Consider the following 16309-nt stretch of genomic DNA (forward strand, 5'->3'; position numbering starts at 1 on the left):
CAGCAAGATGCCAATCGTCCATATGAAAATCATTGTTTTCTGTAAGCGGATGACCAGCCCGACCTTTGTTTTTAAAAAGGCAGAAGCACGCACTGAACCTGCCCGTTCAGGTAATAACCCATCCCCTATATCACGTTTTGCCTGCAGTATAAATGCTATAATACCTAGTCCCAGACTGCTTACCAGCAATAAACCGATTGGAAAGATGTTATTGTCCACAAAAACATACGCTCTTGATAACCAGCCAAGCGGACTGATCCAAGATAAAAACGCCGCTTCCACATCCCCGACAGCTCGTAAAATATAGAAGAAAAACAACGCACCAAACCCCAAAATACTAGTTCCTCTTGAAGTGACCGAAAAATGAGCAAAGAATGCTGTCATAGTACCAAACAGCAGTCCAAAGCTCCCCAAAAGACTGCTATAAAGGACAACTCCAGAAAATCCAAAGCCGTCTATCTGCATAAAGCCCATTGCTGTCGCAAGCAGGATAACGAATAAAACATTCGCAGACAGCATGACCATAAAGGAAGCCGTTAGATAGCTTAAACGTCCGACAGATCGAGATTGAACAAGCTCTAAGATGCCATTCTCCTCATCATCCCTTGTCAGCTTCGACATGAGTAAAATATTCATAATAGCCACCGCAATGGCAGAAAATAATAGCATCTCCAGCGCAAATAAGCTGCCAATCTTCTGGTAATGATCATACCCTATTCCAAGCATGGCAATCATGGCCGGATTTTCCATCGTCATGGAATAAGCTTCTCTGGATGCCTGATCAGGATACAGGTCTGGGTACGCATAAGCTACAGAGCAGCTTACCAGAACAAGTCCAGACAGCCACAGCAGCAGCCGCAGTCGATGCTGTCTCATTAAAATAGGGAACAATATCCCCGTTCCTTTGATATGTTTTCTCATCACGCATTCTCCTCGCTGCTTCGTCCCTCGTAATGACGCATAAATAAATCTTCCAGCGTCGGCGGAGTGCTTTCTAGTTTCCGTACGCCATATTTATTTAAATAGTTGATAATCTCCTCCATATGATCTGTATCTGCCTGAAAAGTAATTTGTCCTTCTGCTTCTTCTAACTGGTGTACACCGGACAGATTTGCGAATCCTTCTGGAATTTCTCTGGTTTCTACCTGCATCTGCATTCTTGTTAAATGACGCAAATCATCCAGTGTACCTCTTTCAATGATTTTTCCTTTGCGAATAATTGCAACACGATCACAAAGCTTCTCGACCTCCGATAAAATATGACTGGATAAAAGTACTGTCTTCCCTGCTTCTTTCATTTCTCTTACACCCTGCTGAAAAATATGCTCCATCAGAGGGTCAAGTCCCGAGGTCGGCTCATCCAGGATAAATAAATCAGCTTCTGAAGCAAAGGCAGCTATCAGAGCAATTTTTTGCCGGTTTCCCTTCGAATAAGACCTTGCTTTCTTCGTCGGGTCAAACTGAAATCGTTCTACCCATTCATCACGTTTTTTCTCAGAATAGCTCCCGTTCATTTTCAGTAAAACATCAATCACTTCTCCGCCCGTTAAATTGGGCCATACATACACATCTCCCGGTACATAGGCACAGCGTTTATGAATATCTGCAGCGTCCTTCCATGCATCCTTCCCAAATAAGGTTGCGCGCCCCTCTGTTGCCTTTAACATTCCTAATAAAATACGTATCGTTGTTGACTTCCCCGCTCCATTCGGTCCGATAAATCCATAAATTTCTCCTTCTCTTAATTCCATTGACACGTGATCCAGTGCTTGAAAATCACCAAATCGTTTTGATACCCGGTCCAGCTGCAGTACAGTCATAAGAAATCCTCCCCTGAAAGTTTTGAAATATTTAACCTGATATATTTCATAATATAGATAAAATAATTTTACGTCAATAAGTTTTGAAATATTATTATATTTATATTTCATTTCTAAATGTGATATGATAAAGTAAAACCTTATTCAGTGAGGGCTTTTCGACACACAGCTCTATACGATGGGACGAGTAATCGCAATGGTTTTCGGTGGGGCGAGTAACCGCAGTCCCAGTCCCATCCAGTTACACTGTGATAATTACGGGGGTGACAGGCTATGGATGGATTTGAACGCAGAACATCAATCAAAAAAGAAAAGATTTTAAATACAAGCGCAGCATTATTTAAAAAAAATGGCATCAAAAAGGTTTCCATCTCAAAGATTGCAAAGGAAGCAAGTGTGTCGCAGGTAACCATTTATAATTATTTTGATAGCAAGGAAAAATTATTGCATGAAGTGCTTGTCTACTATACGAATCAAATGTGGGAAATATATCATAAACTCATTGAAAAGCCGATATCGTATGAAGAGAAGATGAAGCAGCTTATCTTCTCTGAAGCACAAATCGTAAATGATGTACACGAAGAATTTTCCAATTATATGATGGAGCAATATAAAATACCAGGTAATTTTATCGAGCGTCTCTACCAGGAAAAGGCACTTCCAGCAATGATGCAGCTCGTTCAACAGGGCAGGGATGAAGGTTTTATTGATCCTGCTATCAGCGATACAGCTATCTTCGTCTACCTTCAGATGTTTAGCGATTATTTACAAAAAGGAGATGCCATCGAACAGCTCGTTCCGCTGACAGAAGAATTAATGAAGTTGTTTTTCTACGGAATTGCAGGAAAAAATGATAATTAAAAAACCTGGCTGTTAGATAAAAAAATCCAACAGCCAGGTTTTATTTTATTTTTTTACTTTCGAGACAATAATCATAATGACTGCGACAATAACTGCCGGCAAAAGCCAGCCCAAACCTTCTGCATAAAGCGGAAGAGTATCGCCTAGTGTCTCAATAAGCGTATCTAACCATCCAGGCAGCTCTAATTCTAATGACTGATAAAGCGCTACAAGACCGTCTATGATACTAAATATGAACGTAACTGCAATAGTCGGGATGTAGACAAGACGTGAATGGTTGAAAAACGGTGATACGAACGTCAGCAAAACTAATACCATTGCCAGCGGATATAAGAACATAAGTACCGGCGTAGAAAAAGCAATAATATTTTCTAAACCAAAGTTAGCTATGACAAAAGTTAAAATGGAAAAGAAGAATACCCATGGCTTATAAGCAATCGCCGGAAACAAGGTATGGAAATACTCTGCATTTGCTGTAATCAGACCAATAGCAGTGGTCAAACAAGCTAATATAATAATAGCAGCCAGCAAAATCGTTCCAAATGTACCGAAGTAATACGCTGCAGCACCGCTTAACACAGGCCCTCCATTTTCCAATACACCTAATTCTGTCACACTTGTTGCACCCAGGTAAGAGATTCCTACATAGATGATAACCAGCAGTGCTGTCGAAGTTAAGCCTATCTTCGTCACCGCAGAGAGAATTTGATTATTATCTGTAATTCCAAACCCTTTGATAACATTAATAATAATAATCCCAAATACCAGTGCTGCCAAAGCATCCATCGTATTATAACCTTCTAAAAATCCGATAAAAAAGGCGGAAGTCTGGTATGCTTCCTCTGGAGCCTGAATCGTCCCCATCGGATTAAAGAGGGCAACTGCCAATAAAACAAGCAGTAAAACAACCAACACTGGCGCTAAAAATTTCCCAATATTATCAACAATTTTAGATGGAAATAACGAGACAAGCAGGGCAATTAAGAAAAAGACTCCGGTAAAAATCAAGAGAACCGTTGATTGAGATCCTTCGCTTACATATGGACCAATACCAACCTCATAAGCCACTGTTCCTGTTCTTGGAGCTGCAAAGAATGGTCCGATTGTTAAGTAAAGTAACGCCGTAAACCCAAGACCATAAACAGGATGGACACGGCTGGCAAGCTCCTGCAGATTATTTTTTCCAGAGAAGCCCATTGCCATAATACCCAGAAAAGGCAACCCTACTCCAGTGATTAAAAAGCCAATCGTAGCCGGGGTAATATTATCTCCTGATAATTGTCCGAGCTGTGCCGGGAAAATCAGGTTCCCCGCTCCAAAAAATAAAGCAAATAACATAAATGCAATTGCTAAATAATTTCCTATACGCAGTTTGGTATTCATTTTTATTCCTCCTACCTCCAAACCAAATAATTCTTGGAATTATCTAATTATTTAACATAATTTGACACGATTTCTATCTTACTACTTTCACATATGAAATGCAACGGAAAAAGGGATGAATAAGAGACACGGAAAAAATTCCCATCCTGCCTTGTTTTGCTGTTTTCTCATATTTTTTATAGACAATCGCACTGCAAACTTATACTATTAGATGTAATTATAAAATTCACAAACTAGTATAAAGAGGTCGATAGATGATGAAGTTATCCCGTCGTGTAGAAAAGCTTCCTGCTCAATTTTTTGCATCCCTTGCCGGCAAAGTCGCTGCAGCCCTGGAAGAAGGAAGAGATATTATCAATCTCGGACAAGGCAACCCGGATCAGCCGACACCGCCGCATATTATCCGTACACTTCAGGAAAGCGCCGAAAATCCGGCTGCCCATAAATATTCCCCTTTCCGCGGTACCGATGAATTAAAAGGGGCTGCAGCACAGTTTTATAAAAGAGAATATAATGTCGATTTAGATCCTGCTTCAGAAATTGCTATTTTGTTCGGAAGTAAAATTGGCTTGGTAGAACTCCCTTTAGCTGTTATGGATGAAGGCGAATTAATGCTCTTGCCAGACCCTGGATATCCAGATTATTTGTCCAGTGTTTCATTAGCAGACGTTACTTATGACACGTTTCCATTATTAGAGGAAAACAATTTTTTACCAGATTATGCTGCCCTGACGCCGGAACAAAAGAAACTTGCCAAGCTATTATATCTCAACTATCCAAACAACCCGACCGGAGGTGTCGCAACGAAAGAATTTTTTGAAGATACCGTTGCGTTAGCGAAGGAAAATGATATCGGTGTTGTTCATGATTTCGCTTATGGAGCCATCGGTTTCGACGGCTATCAGCCAATAAGCTTCCTACAGACAAAAGGAGCGAAAGATGTCGGCGTTGAGCTGTACACCCTTTCCAAAACCTATAATATGGCCGGCTGGCGAGTCGGTTTTGCTGCTGGCAACAAAGATATGATCGAAGCGATTAATATTCTGCAGGACCATTTATTTGTCAGTCTTTTCCCAGCTATTCAAAAGGCAGCTGCGGAAGCATTATTAGGGGACCAAAGCTGTGTCACCTCGCTTGTGGAACGCTATGAACAGCGCAGAGATGTTCTCATAGAAGAATGCAGACGTATCGGCTGGGAAGTCACTGCACCGAAAGGCTCTTTCTTTGCCTGGCTCCCTGTACCAGCGGCATTTACAAGTGAAACATTTGCTGATTATTTATTACAAGAGGCGGATGTAGCCGTTGCAGCCGGGAATGGTTTCGGAAAGAATGGAGAAGGTTATATACGCGTCGGATTACTCGTAGAAGAGGATCGTATTCGTGAAGCTATTCGACGTATTGAGAAACTGCAGCTGTTTCAAAAATAAATATTGACGAAACTTGTAAAATAAGATACTTTTAAAGAATACAATTCAATTGCTACCACACCTCTTATCCAGAGCAGCTGAGGGACTGGCCCGTTGAAGCTCGGCAACCTTAAAAAGGTGCTAATTCCAGCAAGACACCCGTCTTGAAAGATGAGAGCAGAAAATAAGATTACATTTTCGAGCCTCTCTTACCCTAGAGAGGCTCTTTTTTAGAAATTGTATCGATTCTGACAAGACAGCTGCAAACAATATTACCTATCAACTGCAGCATAATGATAGAAAGGCAGGAAAAACAGCAGATGATCAAATTAGAGAATGTCACAAAAGTTTTCCCCTCCAAAAAAGGAAAGGATGTTACTGCACTGGACGATGTGTCGATTTCTGTCAATAAAGGAGAAATCCATGGCGTAATCGGCTACAGCGGTGCAGGAAAAAGTACATTAATTCGCTGTGTCAATTTACTGGAGTCTCCTTCGAAAGGAAAGGTTTGGATTGATGGAACCGACTTAACGAAGCTGTCAAAAGAAAAGCTCCGGCAAACAAGACAAAAGGTCGGCATGATTTTTCAGCATTTTAATTTATTAAGGACTGCCAGTGTCTATGATAACATTGCGATTCCATTAAAATTACTCGGCGTACCGAAGGCAGAGGTTAAGGAAAGAGTCATGAAATACTTAGATATTGTCGATTTATCTGAGAAAAAAGATGCTTATCCTTCCCAGCTTTCCGGCGGTCAAAAGCAGCGTGTCGCTATTGCCAGGGCGCTGTCACAGGAGCCACAGGTCCTCCTGAGCGATGAGGCAACCAGCGCACTCGACCCAGAAACGACAAATTCCATTCTCGAACTATTATTAAAAATTAATGCAGAGCTTGGGATCACAATACTATTAATCACGCACGAAATGAACGTTATCCAAAAAATATGCGATTATGTCTATGTTATTGAAAACGGAAACCTCATTGAACAAGGTTCGACGATAGAACTATTTACAAAACCTAAACAGCCGACGACTAAAAAGTTCTTAAATACCATTTCACAACGAAAATTATCGGATCGTTTAATTGATGAATTGAATTTAGAAGGCAAAGTAATTCGTTTAACCTTCCTTGGTGAAAATACAGGTCAGCCGCTGTTGTCTAAGGTAACACAGCAATTTTATGTAGAGCCGAATATTCTGACTGCCAATATTATCGAATTAAAAAATGGCATTGTCGGCAACCTTGTCGTTCATTTGATTGGCAGTGAGCATCAAGTAGAACATTCTCTCTCCTTCTTAAAAGAACAAGGCGTAGAAGTAGAAGAATTGGGGGTGAATTAACATGCAGGCATTTATTGATCAATGGGGTTCAGAGTTTTATGATGCCATAATAGAAACTCTTCAAATGGTTTTAATCTCTTTGTTTTTCGCTGTTATTATCGGCGTTATTTTAGCTATTCTATTAGTTTTGACACGTCCGGGACAACCCTTGCAAAATAAGTTTGTTTATCAGTCTTTAAACCTGCTGATTAACGTCATCCGGTCCATTCCATTTATTATTCTTTTATTCTTTATGCTTCCTTTCACCAAATTGATTGTAGGTGTAACCATTGGTGTAAAAGGAGTTATTGTGCCGCTCGTTGTCAATGCAGCTCCTTATATCGCCAGACTGATTGAATCCTCCCTGTTAGAGGTCAACCAAGGTGTTATCGAAGCATATCGAGCGATGGGAGTAAAGACACATCAAATTATTTGGAATGTGATGCTGCGTGAAGCGAGACCAGCCATTGTTCTTGCATTAACCATCGCAACAATCAGCCTTATCGGGGCAACTGCTATGGCCGGATTAGTCGGCGCTGGAGGCCTGGGTGACTTAGCTTACCGATTTGGACACTTGCGTTATGAAACAGACGTCATGTACGTTACGGTTATTATGCTCGTTATTATCGTTCAAGGTCTTCAGTCTCTTGGAAACCGACTCGCCGAACGATTGAAAAAAGATTAATTGGAGGAAAAAATATGACAACCTCATCCAAGAAAAGCTCTTTCTTAGAGCATATAACCATACAAGATTCCTTTCCAATTGGCACTGCACAGCTTGAAGCTGCAGCAAAGCATGCCCTGCCGGCAGAAGTATTTGGCCACATCCGCTCTGGTGCCGGCGGGGAAGAAACGTTAAGAAAAAACAGAGAAGCCTTTGAGAAATATTCGATTATTCCCAGGTTTTTACGTAATGTCTCCGAAGTGGACACATCTATACGTATTTTAGGAAAAGAATATGCTTCCCCATTAATGGTCGCTCCGATAGGACATTTAAAAATGGTTCATGAAGAACCTGACTTTGCCATTGCAAATGTTGCGGCTTCGATGAATATTCCATACATTCAAAGCACTGTTACAGCAAGATCTATCGAAGAAGTCTCGGAAGCTGTTCCTCATGGACCAAAATGGTTTCAATTATACTGGTCCAATAATGATGCTATTTCCTACAGTATGGCAGAACGCGCAGAAAAAGCCGGATATGAAGCGATAGTGGTCACCGTGGATACTATGATTCTCGGGTGGCGTGAAGATGATATGAGGCATCAGTACTCCCCATTGAAAAAAGGGTATGGAAAAGCAAACTATGTCCAGGATCCTGCATTTCAAGAAGGCTTAAAGGATGGACAGGATGAAGTTGAATCAATTATTGAAAACCTTCATCACCCATCCCTTCATTGGGACAATATAACGGCATTACGTCAACGTACGAAGCTGCCAATTTTTCTAAAAGGCATCCTTCATCCTGAAGATGCAAAACAAGCAATAAAAGCCGGAATAGACGGGATTATTGTCTCCAATCATGGCGGCAGACAAATGGACGGAATCATACCAAGTCTGGAAGCATTACCAGCTATACGCGAAGCTGTTGGTCCAGATTTCCCCTTGCTGCTTGATAGCGGCATCCGCCGGGGAGCAGATGTCATCAAAGCCCTGGCGCTTGGCGCAGATGCGATTTTATTTGGGCGTCCGTATACCTACGCGCTTGCACTTCAGGGAGAAGCAGGCGTTCAGAAGATATTCGCTAACCTTGCGCAAGAAGTTGCTGTATCGATGGCATTATCTGGAGCTAAGACAATAGAAGAAGTAAAGCAGCTCACATTGAAAATTGCTGCTGATAACTAAGTATATATACAGAGCGGCCTCTTGACGGAGACGCTCTTTTCTTTCATCATAATCATATAATATTATGAAAAAGCTATAAGGAGATTTTAAGCATGAGCGTTATTCCCGAAATTTTAGCACATATCGAAACAGCTTACGAGGCGCATAAGCCCGTTTCATTTATTCGTGAAAACTATACAATCAGCGAAGACGAAGCATATCAAGTGCAGCATGCGTTTATTAACAAACGTGTTCAGGAGGGTGATTCGGTCGCGGGCTATAAAATCAGTATGACCAGCAAAGAAACACAGGCAATTGCTGATACACACGAGCCTGCCTACGGAACCATTCTGACATCACAAGTGTTACAGGGAGATGCTGAGTATGCCCTATCCCATTTATTCTCTCCCTTGATTGAACCTGAATTGATGTTTTTCATCAATGAAGATATCTCAAACAACGCAGATGTTCAGGAAATCATCGAAAAAACTTCTGTTGCTCCGGGAATTGAAATTCCAGATGCAAGATATATCAACTGGTTCCCGAATTTTTCATTAATGGATTTGCTATCTGACAATACAGCAACAGGCAGAATAGTTACAGGCAGCCCTGTTCCTTCTCCCAGCATAGAAAAGCTCGGTGCAATTGATCTCGATTTAAAATATAATGGAAAAACAACACATACCGGATGCTCTGATGCGGTATTAGATAATCCTGTCAATGCGGTTAAATGGCTTGTGGAGAAATTAGCCAGTCATAACTTGTCTTTGCAAAAAGGCATGGTGGTTTCTTCTGGAACATTTATTTCGCCATTTGAAGCAGAAGCAGGTGAATATCTTGCCAGCTACCGTGATATTGGCAGTGTGAAAATAACCTTGATTTAAGCGTGATATAGAGAATATGGGGTGACTTATGATAAATAGGAAAGAGAATATTATATCAGGGGTTTTATTTATTATTGCAGGGATTTTAATTACTTTTTTCTTAAATACAGCAACTATGATTATTGCACTTTTTTTAATTACTGTACCTGCAATTTACGATTGTTACAAGAAGCCGACACTTGCTAAAATACTTTTTTATATTATTGTATTTGGAGCCTTTTCTGTTTACCTTGTTTTCTATATTTAGAATAAGAAGTAACATCAGGCAGTGGATGGTGTTACTTCTTATTCAAGTCTTAAGTTAAAGATGGGATTGCTATTCATAATCAATCAGAATAGCAATCCATTATTTTTTCTATTATTCAATTTAGCTGCAGAATTCAATGAAAACAGGAAAACTAATTTATTTTGTTAAATAGGAGCTCTCCCATAACGGAAGCGCTGTTCCAATATTGTTCTTTAATGCATTTTGATATACTTTATATGCCCAGGCAACGTCTTCTGTAGGAAGACCTCCAGTCATACAAATAATAACTTCATCTTCTGTATTTCTTCCCGTCTTTTGACCTGAAATAATATCCCCGATATCATCAACCGTGCTGTCATCAAATTCACCGTTATGGATGAGCTCTAATAGTTGACCTGACATCGTCCAATCACGAATGCTGGCTATACCATCAGGATGTGATAATCCATCTTCCAGCCATTTTTTATGCATAGACCATAAATCTGAAACGATTCTTGATTGATTGTAAACTTCTTGAGATAAATCTGCTGCTCCTGTAAGAATGATAAGCGCCCCAGGCTTTATACTTTCCTTCTTTATTTCTGGCTTAATTTTCCCAGATGTAGCAACAGTTACTATATCGGATTGCTGAATACAGTGATCCAAATCATCGACTACTTCAACGAAAAGATTCAATTGCCTTTCCAATTTATCAGCAATTTGTTTTCCTTTTTCTAAATTAATATCAAAAAGGACAATCTTTTCAAGCGTACTAACGGAACTTGCTATTGCTTCGATACAAGACTGATTGATTGCACCGCCTCCAACAGCACCTAAAACTTTTGCGTCTTTCTTAGCAAGATGTTTTGATATAACTCCAGGCACTGCACCCGTTCGCATAGAACTGATTAAGTTCCCCGCCATGATTGCCAGCGGTGCTCCTGTTTCTTTATCATTAAGTGTAAAAGTATGAATGGAACGCGGCAGTTCTTTATCCATATTTTCAACATTAGAGCCATACCATTTATTACCTATTACATCGAATGCTCCTCCGAGATAGGAAATAAGTGACATAAACCTTCGATCTGGACCTGCTTTTGGTATATTTTCAAATGGCTCCTCTTTATTAAACCAAAGCATTAAACCATGATCATTTCTGTTTGGTCCTCCCAGCATATAATCGCCTTTCCCTATAAGATGAAACATTTCCTCAATGGTGCTGACACATTCTTTCATATCAAGAACACCAGCCTCAATTAATTCTTCTTCCTGTAAGTATAAAAATTCTACCTTCTCACTCACTTTGATCTCTCCTTTGAATTTAATATAATCCATTTTTTATAGTAGGATACTGTTAATATCACGAAACTAATAACTATCGTAATCACGACAAAGAGCCAATGATGCCCATTTAATATAAGCAGCGGTGAAAATGTAATAATTGCGATTTCCACTGGCGCTATTGGTATATACGCCAACCCAAATTCATCTAACGTATTGCTTTTTAATTTTGGGTCAACGATTCTTAATAATGCAATTGCTGTTGCAACAGCCCCCGTAATCCACCCGAATGTAAAAATTCCTTTTTCAAACCAATTTTCCCGGAAATAATACCTTGATAAAACTTTATAAAAAATATAGCTGAGAATGATGCCAAATATAATAAGAATGCTAAATGGCACAATATTATCAGCAACTACCGTCAAGTTGATAGATGCAATGCCAAATGCAACTAGAAAATCAGTTGCATTCCCCCCTATACTGCTCATGATTTTATGATCAACATAATCGTCTGCTTTAATCCATTCTAAAAAATATCTCAGTAATAGACCGACTAAAAAAGCAAGAGAAAATGCTGGAATGGATAAACTTGCATAGAGTGATTCGCCCAGTTGGCTTAGATAATACCCAATTGAAGTAGCAATCAAAACAAGAATCAGATGAAATGCAAAAGGATCAATTAAAATACTTGATACTGTATTTTCTCCTAGTGGATCTCGCTTATCTTTCGGTAATAAACCAGATTTCAATTCATTGGGAAGCTTATCAAAACTGCTAATATAATTTGTATTTCCTTTATTTGCATTAGATTTTATTAATAGCAACCCTATTCCAATCGCTAAGATAGCTCCTATGGTTGCTGAAGTCATTGCTAATGTAGTAGCTTCTTCCCATCCCTGACTCTGGAAGGCTTCTCCTATTGCGGCTGCGGTGCCATGCCCTCCGACAAAACCTGCTGCAAGCAGCAAACCAAATCCATTATGCACATCAAATATCGGTACTAATAACGCTAATGCAAATAATAATCCCCCTCCCCACATAAGAAGCATAATAACCTGAGAATAAGACCATAATCTTCCTACTTTATCAAACATATCTGACCATTTAAATTTTGGTGTTGATAAAGGAAGCGCAGCAAATACTACTGCAATCAATAAAGAAGGATACGTGCTGATTAGTTCTGAAAATGGCAATATATTCAATCCATGGCTTCCTAAAAGCAAACCAAGGATTCCGGCAATAATACTTGCAGGCATAAACGACCGTTGAAATATTCCCACTTTTGCTCTCAGAAAAGTTCCAACCAGCAATAGTGCAGAAATGATACCAAAGTCGATTAAAATATCCCAAACATTAAACTCCATATTGTAACCCCTTTCATGTTGTTTTATAACACTATATCATTAATTTAGGAAAAAATAAACCAAAATATTTAAAAAGGAATTATTTTTCCTTAATTATAATATATTCTCCAAACTGGTATAATTATAATTACAAAGGAGGAATGAACTTTGGACTTAAAAGATAGATTAATAGCTATTCAGAATAATTTACCCCGTCAACAGCAAAGTCTGTGTAAATATGTTATTCAGAATATAGATGATGTATCAACAATGACGATTAATGAATTATCAAAAAACAGCCAGGTAGGGACAACAACCATCCTAAGGTTTATTGATAAAATTGGTTATAAAAAATATCCAGATTTTAAAAAGGACATCATCAAATATGCTTTCAATAATAAAAAAAATACATGGTGGCATTTACAAAAATCATTAGAGGAAATAGACGAATCAGAGAACTCCATGATGAAGGTTGGATATAGCAGCATACAAGATATTGAATCCATGTTAAGAGAGCTTGATTTAAAGCAATATACTCAATTTCTAAACATGCTCCTCCAATCAAAAAAGCTGTACTTTCTAGGCATGAGAACCTCGGTATCCATTGCGCTTTATTTTGAATTGATGCTTCGGGGAATCAGGGACAATATAACACAATTAAGCGGCAACAATGATTTCTTATATGATGAATCTTTAAAATTTCACCAAAATGATTTATTAATTGTAATTGCTTTGTCTCCTTACACAAAACAAAGCGTTGATTTTGTTAAATACTGCCGTAACCATAAAGACATCTCTATCGCTCTGATTACCGATATCGAAACATGTCCTATTATTCCTGATAGTGATGCACACTTAGTAGTCGGACAGAGTAAAAATCGCTACAGTATTATTCCTGCTATTGCTTTAATCGAATCACTCATCATTGACTTAGGAAAAAAAGATCCGGATTCTGTTGCTAAAATTTCAGAATTAAATAAGGTGCATCAAGATAATCATATTACTACAATGTAAATGAGCGGGTTGTGAAAACATCTATATAATATTTTTTGTGTTTAAAACTTAACTCCATTTTTTTATATCGATATTTTTCATAGTATAAAAAAAGAGCGTCATCTGTTAAAGTAAAAAATAAAGCTTATAAACACACTTCAAACAGTAGGTATTTTTGTTTTTCTCCCACTGATTGATTAGTTGAGCGGTTCAGGGAGTTAGCGCCTTTATCTCCTGACTAAATAATTTTATTCACTCTCTTTATTTTAAGGCAGAAGTTTTTGGACGCTCTCTGTAATAAAAGAATTGGTTTTTACTCAAATTAACAATATACAAGCAAAGCAGTACGTAACAGGGGTGTGCGTAAGATGAATGAATGGTACAAACTTGATAATGCGGGGAAAATGTTTCACGCTGTGTCTGAACAGACGAATTCTTCCGTCTTTCGGATGGCTGCGGTAATGAAGGAGCCCGTACAACCTGATGAGCTTCAGCACGCACTCGACGATGTTCTTAAGCGTCTGCCTATGTTTGCTGTAAAGCTCAGCAAAGGCGTGTTCTGGGATTTTCTTGTGGAGAATAAAGAAAAGCTTTTTGTGCATTATGAAAATCAATATCCATGCGCTCCCATTGACCCATTGGAAACAAATGGATTTTTAATGCGCGTTACTTATTATAAAAAAAGAATTGCTGTGGAATTTTTTCATTCTGTAACAGATGGCACTGGCGCTTTAGAATTTATTAAAGCACTTGTTTATCAGTATCTCGTTCATTTAGGGAAAGATGTAAGCTATGCAAGTACATTAATTGATATTCACGATGAACCCAGCTATTACGAAAGCGATGACAGCTATCAGAATTATGTTACGGATGAAAAACCCGAAAAATTTAAAGAAGCACCTTCCTATCAAATTCGCGGCGGAGCAATTGATCAGACAGTTGCCGTCCACGGAAAAATGAGTGCGGAAAAGGTACACCAGCTTGCTAAAGCGCATGGAACGACTATTACTGCGTTTATTTCAGCACTTCTTATTGCAGCTATTTATAAAGAGAGATTGAAATTCCGTGCTTATCAGGAGGAAATAAAAATCGCCATTCCTGTCAATTTAAGAAATCTTTTTCCTTCAAATACACTTCGTAATTTTTTTGGTGTGGTTAATATCGGGATGGCAGTAACAGAGAAAACAACTTTAGAAGAAATCATTACAGAAATATCAAAGCAATTACGGGAAAAAGTACGGAGAGAAAGCTTACAGCAAAGTATTAATGACCGGGTCAAATGGCAGACTAGACTGACAGCAAGGTTCATTCCGCTTCCGTTAAAATACCATGCCATACGTTATGGATATAGAAGCTTTAGTGAGCGTACCAAAGCAATGACGATGACAAACGTCGGAAAAGTACAGCTTCCAGAATCAATGAAATCACATATTTCACATATGGAACTCATTTTATATCCAACCAAGAAAAGTCCCATTAATGGTGCGATGATTGCAGTTGGCGATGAACTTGTAATCACATTTTCCAGAATGATTAAAGAAGCGGATATTATTCGTACCTTTTTCAGAGAACTTTCTAAGACATATAACCTGGAGATAGAGGTCTATTCCAATGACAGCAGGTGAAAACAATGCAACATTATTGCAATAATTGCAATACCTATACAAAACAGCAATATTGTCCACTCTGCAAGAATAAGCTTTCTCAGAAATCAGGAGACAATGAATATTATCCTATTTATGAAACCAAAGTCAAACGACGCCGTTTTGCGCAGCGGCTTGTCTTATTTGTTGCTATTTTTATTGTCAGTACCAGTATATTAATTAATTTACTGACTAACCCGGATAAATTATGGTTTTTATATGTGTTAAGCCCAGTACTATACAGTCTGTTAACCATAAATCATACCATTCTTTCCAGAGCGCACATTGGGTCCAAGGTGGTTCTTCAAGTTATTGCACTCTCTGTTATGCTATTTATTTTAGATGCAGCTTCCGGAAGCTCTAAATGGTCCATTCACTATGTTATTCCGTTTCTTGTTACGCTGGCAACGTTACTTGTAACAATCATTGTGCTGCGGAAACCTATGAAGTGGCGTGAATACATCGGTTATATGACTACGATGGTTATTCTCGGCTTCCTTCCTGTTATTCTGTTCTTAAGTTCGTGGTCCACTGTATTATGGCCAAGTGCTGCAACAGCTCTCTATGCTTTGATGACACTGATTGGTATGGTACTGTTTTCGGAAAAAACGATGAAAAATGAAATTGTTCGGCGATTTCATTTTTAGCATAAAGGCACATGCTGTCTCTTCATTTATCAGCATGTGCCTTGTTGTTTTATACTAGTACGTTACAATCTATTTATTCTTATTTCCCAATTCCTGCTGAATAACCTCAAATTGCTGTAGAGTTAAACCCGTCACCTGTAAAATAGCCGTTTGGCTTATCCCCCGCTCTAACATTTTGAGTGCCATTTGTTTTGCAGATTCCTTTAGTGCGGACTCCGTTTCAAGCCTTTTGCGTTCTGCTTCTTCTTTCTCCGCTTTCATTGTTTTCCTCTGTTCTTTTATTTCTTCTTTCTCCGCCTTTATTTCTTCTTTCTCTGCTTTCAGCTCTTCTTTCTCCATTTTCATTTCTTCTCTTTGCTCTCTCATTTCTTCCATTTCCTGCTCTAACAACTCTCTATCCCGCTTCTTAGATTGCTCATCTAAAATTTGCTTCAAACGGATTTCATATTCCCGCCGTTCTTCTTCTGTACGGCTTAAATCTTCCCAGACCCGTATCACAACATTTAACGTTTTATCGACCATCGCAATCTCCTCCAGTGGGAAGATGTCTTAACGCGCTGGCTGCTGCTGTTAGGAACGGTAGACCGACGAAAGAATCACTTCTATAATGATATCTATCAAGAAATGAAATTCAACCATATCGGTTAATGGATATTTCTGTTTCATCTCATATAAACGA

At 38.9% G+C, this 16309-nt stretch carries 15 protein-coding genes, 1 pseudogene and 1 riboswitch; of the genes and pseudogenes, 10 read left to right on the top strand and 6 right to left on the bottom strand.

Annotated features, from left to right (window positions below; genetic code table 11):
* Together ACZSMY_RS22705 and ACZSMY_RS22710 are read right to left on the bottom strand one after the other, a co-directional pair.
* A pseudogene (locus ACZSMY_RS22705) lies at positions 1-921 on the bottom strand (ABC transporter permease); the annotation flags it as partial.
* Entirely contained in the window at positions 921-1820 is a 900-nt protein-coding gene (locus tag ACZSMY_RS22710) for an ABC transporter ATP-binding protein (RefSeq protein WP_042531953.1), read from the bottom strand. The gene ACZSMY_RS22710 and the pseudogene ACZSMY_RS22705, both read right to left, overlap by 1 nt.
* Before the next feature lie 273 nt (positions 1821-2093).
* Between ACZSMY_RS22710 and ACZSMY_RS22715 the strand changes: the two genes are divergently transcribed.
* On the top strand, positions 2094-2681 hold the full coding sequence (locus ACZSMY_RS22715) for a TetR/AcrR family transcriptional regulator (protein ID WP_341172559.1): 588 nt from the start codon (positions 2094-2096) through the stop codon (positions 2679-2681).
* 45 nt (positions 2682-2726) lie between these two features.
* Here ACZSMY_RS22715 and brnQ read toward each other — a convergent pair whose 3' ends face one another.
* Positions 2727-4064: a branched-chain amino acid transport system II carrier protein gene (brnQ, locus tag ACZSMY_RS22720; protein WP_042531949.1), complete on the bottom strand. Its 1338-nt coding sequence runs from the start codon at positions 4062-4064 to the stop codon at positions 2727-2729.
* Positions 4065-4321: 257 nt separating this feature from the next.
* Here brnQ and ACZSMY_RS22725 point away from each other — a divergent pair, with 257 nt between their 5' ends.
* The 6 genes from ACZSMY_RS22725 (at position 4322) to ACZSMY_RS22750 (ending at position 9744) form a co-directional block, all read left to right on the top strand.
* Positions 4322-5491, top strand: coding sequence for an aminotransferase class I/II-fold pyridoxal phosphate-dependent enzyme (locus ACZSMY_RS22725; RefSeq protein WP_465148368.1), 1170 nt, complete (start codon positions 4322-4324; stop codon positions 5489-5491).
* 61 nt (positions 5492-5552) lie between these two features.
* A riboswitch (SAM riboswitch) is annotated at positions 5553-5648 on the top strand.
* A gap of 142 nt (positions 5649-5790) precedes the next feature.
* Positions 5791-6810 (top strand): methionine ABC transporter ATP-binding protein, encoded by a 1020-nt coding sequence (locus tag ACZSMY_RS22730; RefSeq protein ID WP_042531945.1) that lies wholly within the window; start codon positions 5791-5793, stop codon positions 6808-6810.
* The gene (locus ACZSMY_RS22735) at positions 6806-7474 is read left to right on the top strand and encodes a methionine ABC transporter permease (protein ID WP_139089063.1); all 669 of its coding nucleotides are present in this window, start codon (positions 6806-6808) and stop codon (positions 7472-7474) included. The genes ACZSMY_RS22730 and ACZSMY_RS22735 overlap by 5 nt, the downstream gene beginning before the upstream one ends.
* Before the next feature lie 14 nt (positions 7475-7488).
* Positions 7489-8634, top strand: coding sequence for an alpha-hydroxy-acid oxidizing protein (locus tag ACZSMY_RS22740; protein WP_193064032.1), 1146 nt, complete (start codon positions 7489-7491; stop codon positions 8632-8634).
* Between the two features lie 92 nt (positions 8635-8726).
* Positions 8727-9497: a 2-keto-4-pentenoate hydratase gene (locus tag ACZSMY_RS22745; RefSeq protein WP_042531939.1), complete on the top strand. Its 771-nt coding sequence runs from the start codon at positions 8727-8729 to the stop codon at positions 9495-9497.
* A gap of 28 nt (positions 9498-9525) precedes the next feature.
* Entirely contained in the window at positions 9526-9744 is a 219-nt protein-coding gene (locus ACZSMY_RS22750; protein WP_042531937.1) for a hypothetical protein, read from the top strand.
* A gap of 156 nt (positions 9745-9900) precedes the next feature.
* Here ACZSMY_RS22750 and ACZSMY_RS22755 read toward each other — a convergent pair whose 3' ends face one another.
* Together ACZSMY_RS22755 and ACZSMY_RS22760 are read right to left on the bottom strand one after the other, a co-directional pair.
* Positions 9901-11025, bottom strand: a complete 1125-nt coding sequence (locus ACZSMY_RS22755) for a tyramine oxidase subunit B (protein WP_042531935.1) — start codon at positions 11023-11025, stop codon at positions 9901-9903.
* Positions 11022-12368 carry a sodium/glutamate symporter gene (locus tag ACZSMY_RS22760; RefSeq protein ID WP_465148366.1) on the bottom strand — a complete coding sequence of 449 codons (1347 nt, stop codon included), beginning with the start codon at positions 12366-12368 and terminating at the stop codon, positions 11022-11024. Before ACZSMY_RS22760 ends, ACZSMY_RS22755 begins: the two co-directional genes overlap by 4 nt.
* A gap of 147 nt (positions 12369-12515) precedes the next feature.
* Between ACZSMY_RS22760 and ACZSMY_RS22765 the strand changes: the two genes are divergently transcribed.
* The 3 genes from ACZSMY_RS22765 to ACZSMY_RS22775 all read left to right on the top strand — a co-directional run bounded on the left by ACZSMY_RS22765 (position 12516) and on the right by ACZSMY_RS22775 (position 15630).
* Complete coding sequence (locus tag ACZSMY_RS22765) at positions 12516-13361, top strand: MurR/RpiR family transcriptional regulator (RefSeq protein WP_042531931.1); 846 nt, start codon at positions 12516-12518, stop codon at positions 13359-13361.
* A 347-nt stretch (positions 13362-13708) separates the two neighbouring features.
* Complete coding sequence (locus ACZSMY_RS22770) at positions 13709-14965, top strand: phthiocerol/phthiodiolone dimycocerosyl transferase family protein (protein WP_212928640.1); 1257 nt, start codon at positions 13709-13711, stop codon at positions 14963-14965.
* Between the two features lie 5 nt (positions 14966-14970).
* Positions 14971-15630, top strand: coding sequence for a DUF6320 domain-containing protein (locus ACZSMY_RS22775; RefSeq protein WP_042531926.1), 660 nt, complete (start codon positions 14971-14973; stop codon positions 15628-15630).
* Positions 15631-15699: 69 nt separating this feature from the next.
* On the opposite strand, the gene ACZSMY_RS22780 is transcribed toward ACZSMY_RS22775, so the two are convergent.
* Positions 15700-16152 (bottom strand): hypothetical protein, encoded by a 453-nt coding sequence (locus tag ACZSMY_RS22780; protein ID WP_465148367.1) that lies wholly within the window; start codon positions 16150-16152, stop codon positions 15700-15702.
* Positions 16153-16309 lie beyond the last annotated feature (157 nt).

Source organism: Oceanobacillus sp. B139/18 (assembly GCF_055524595.1).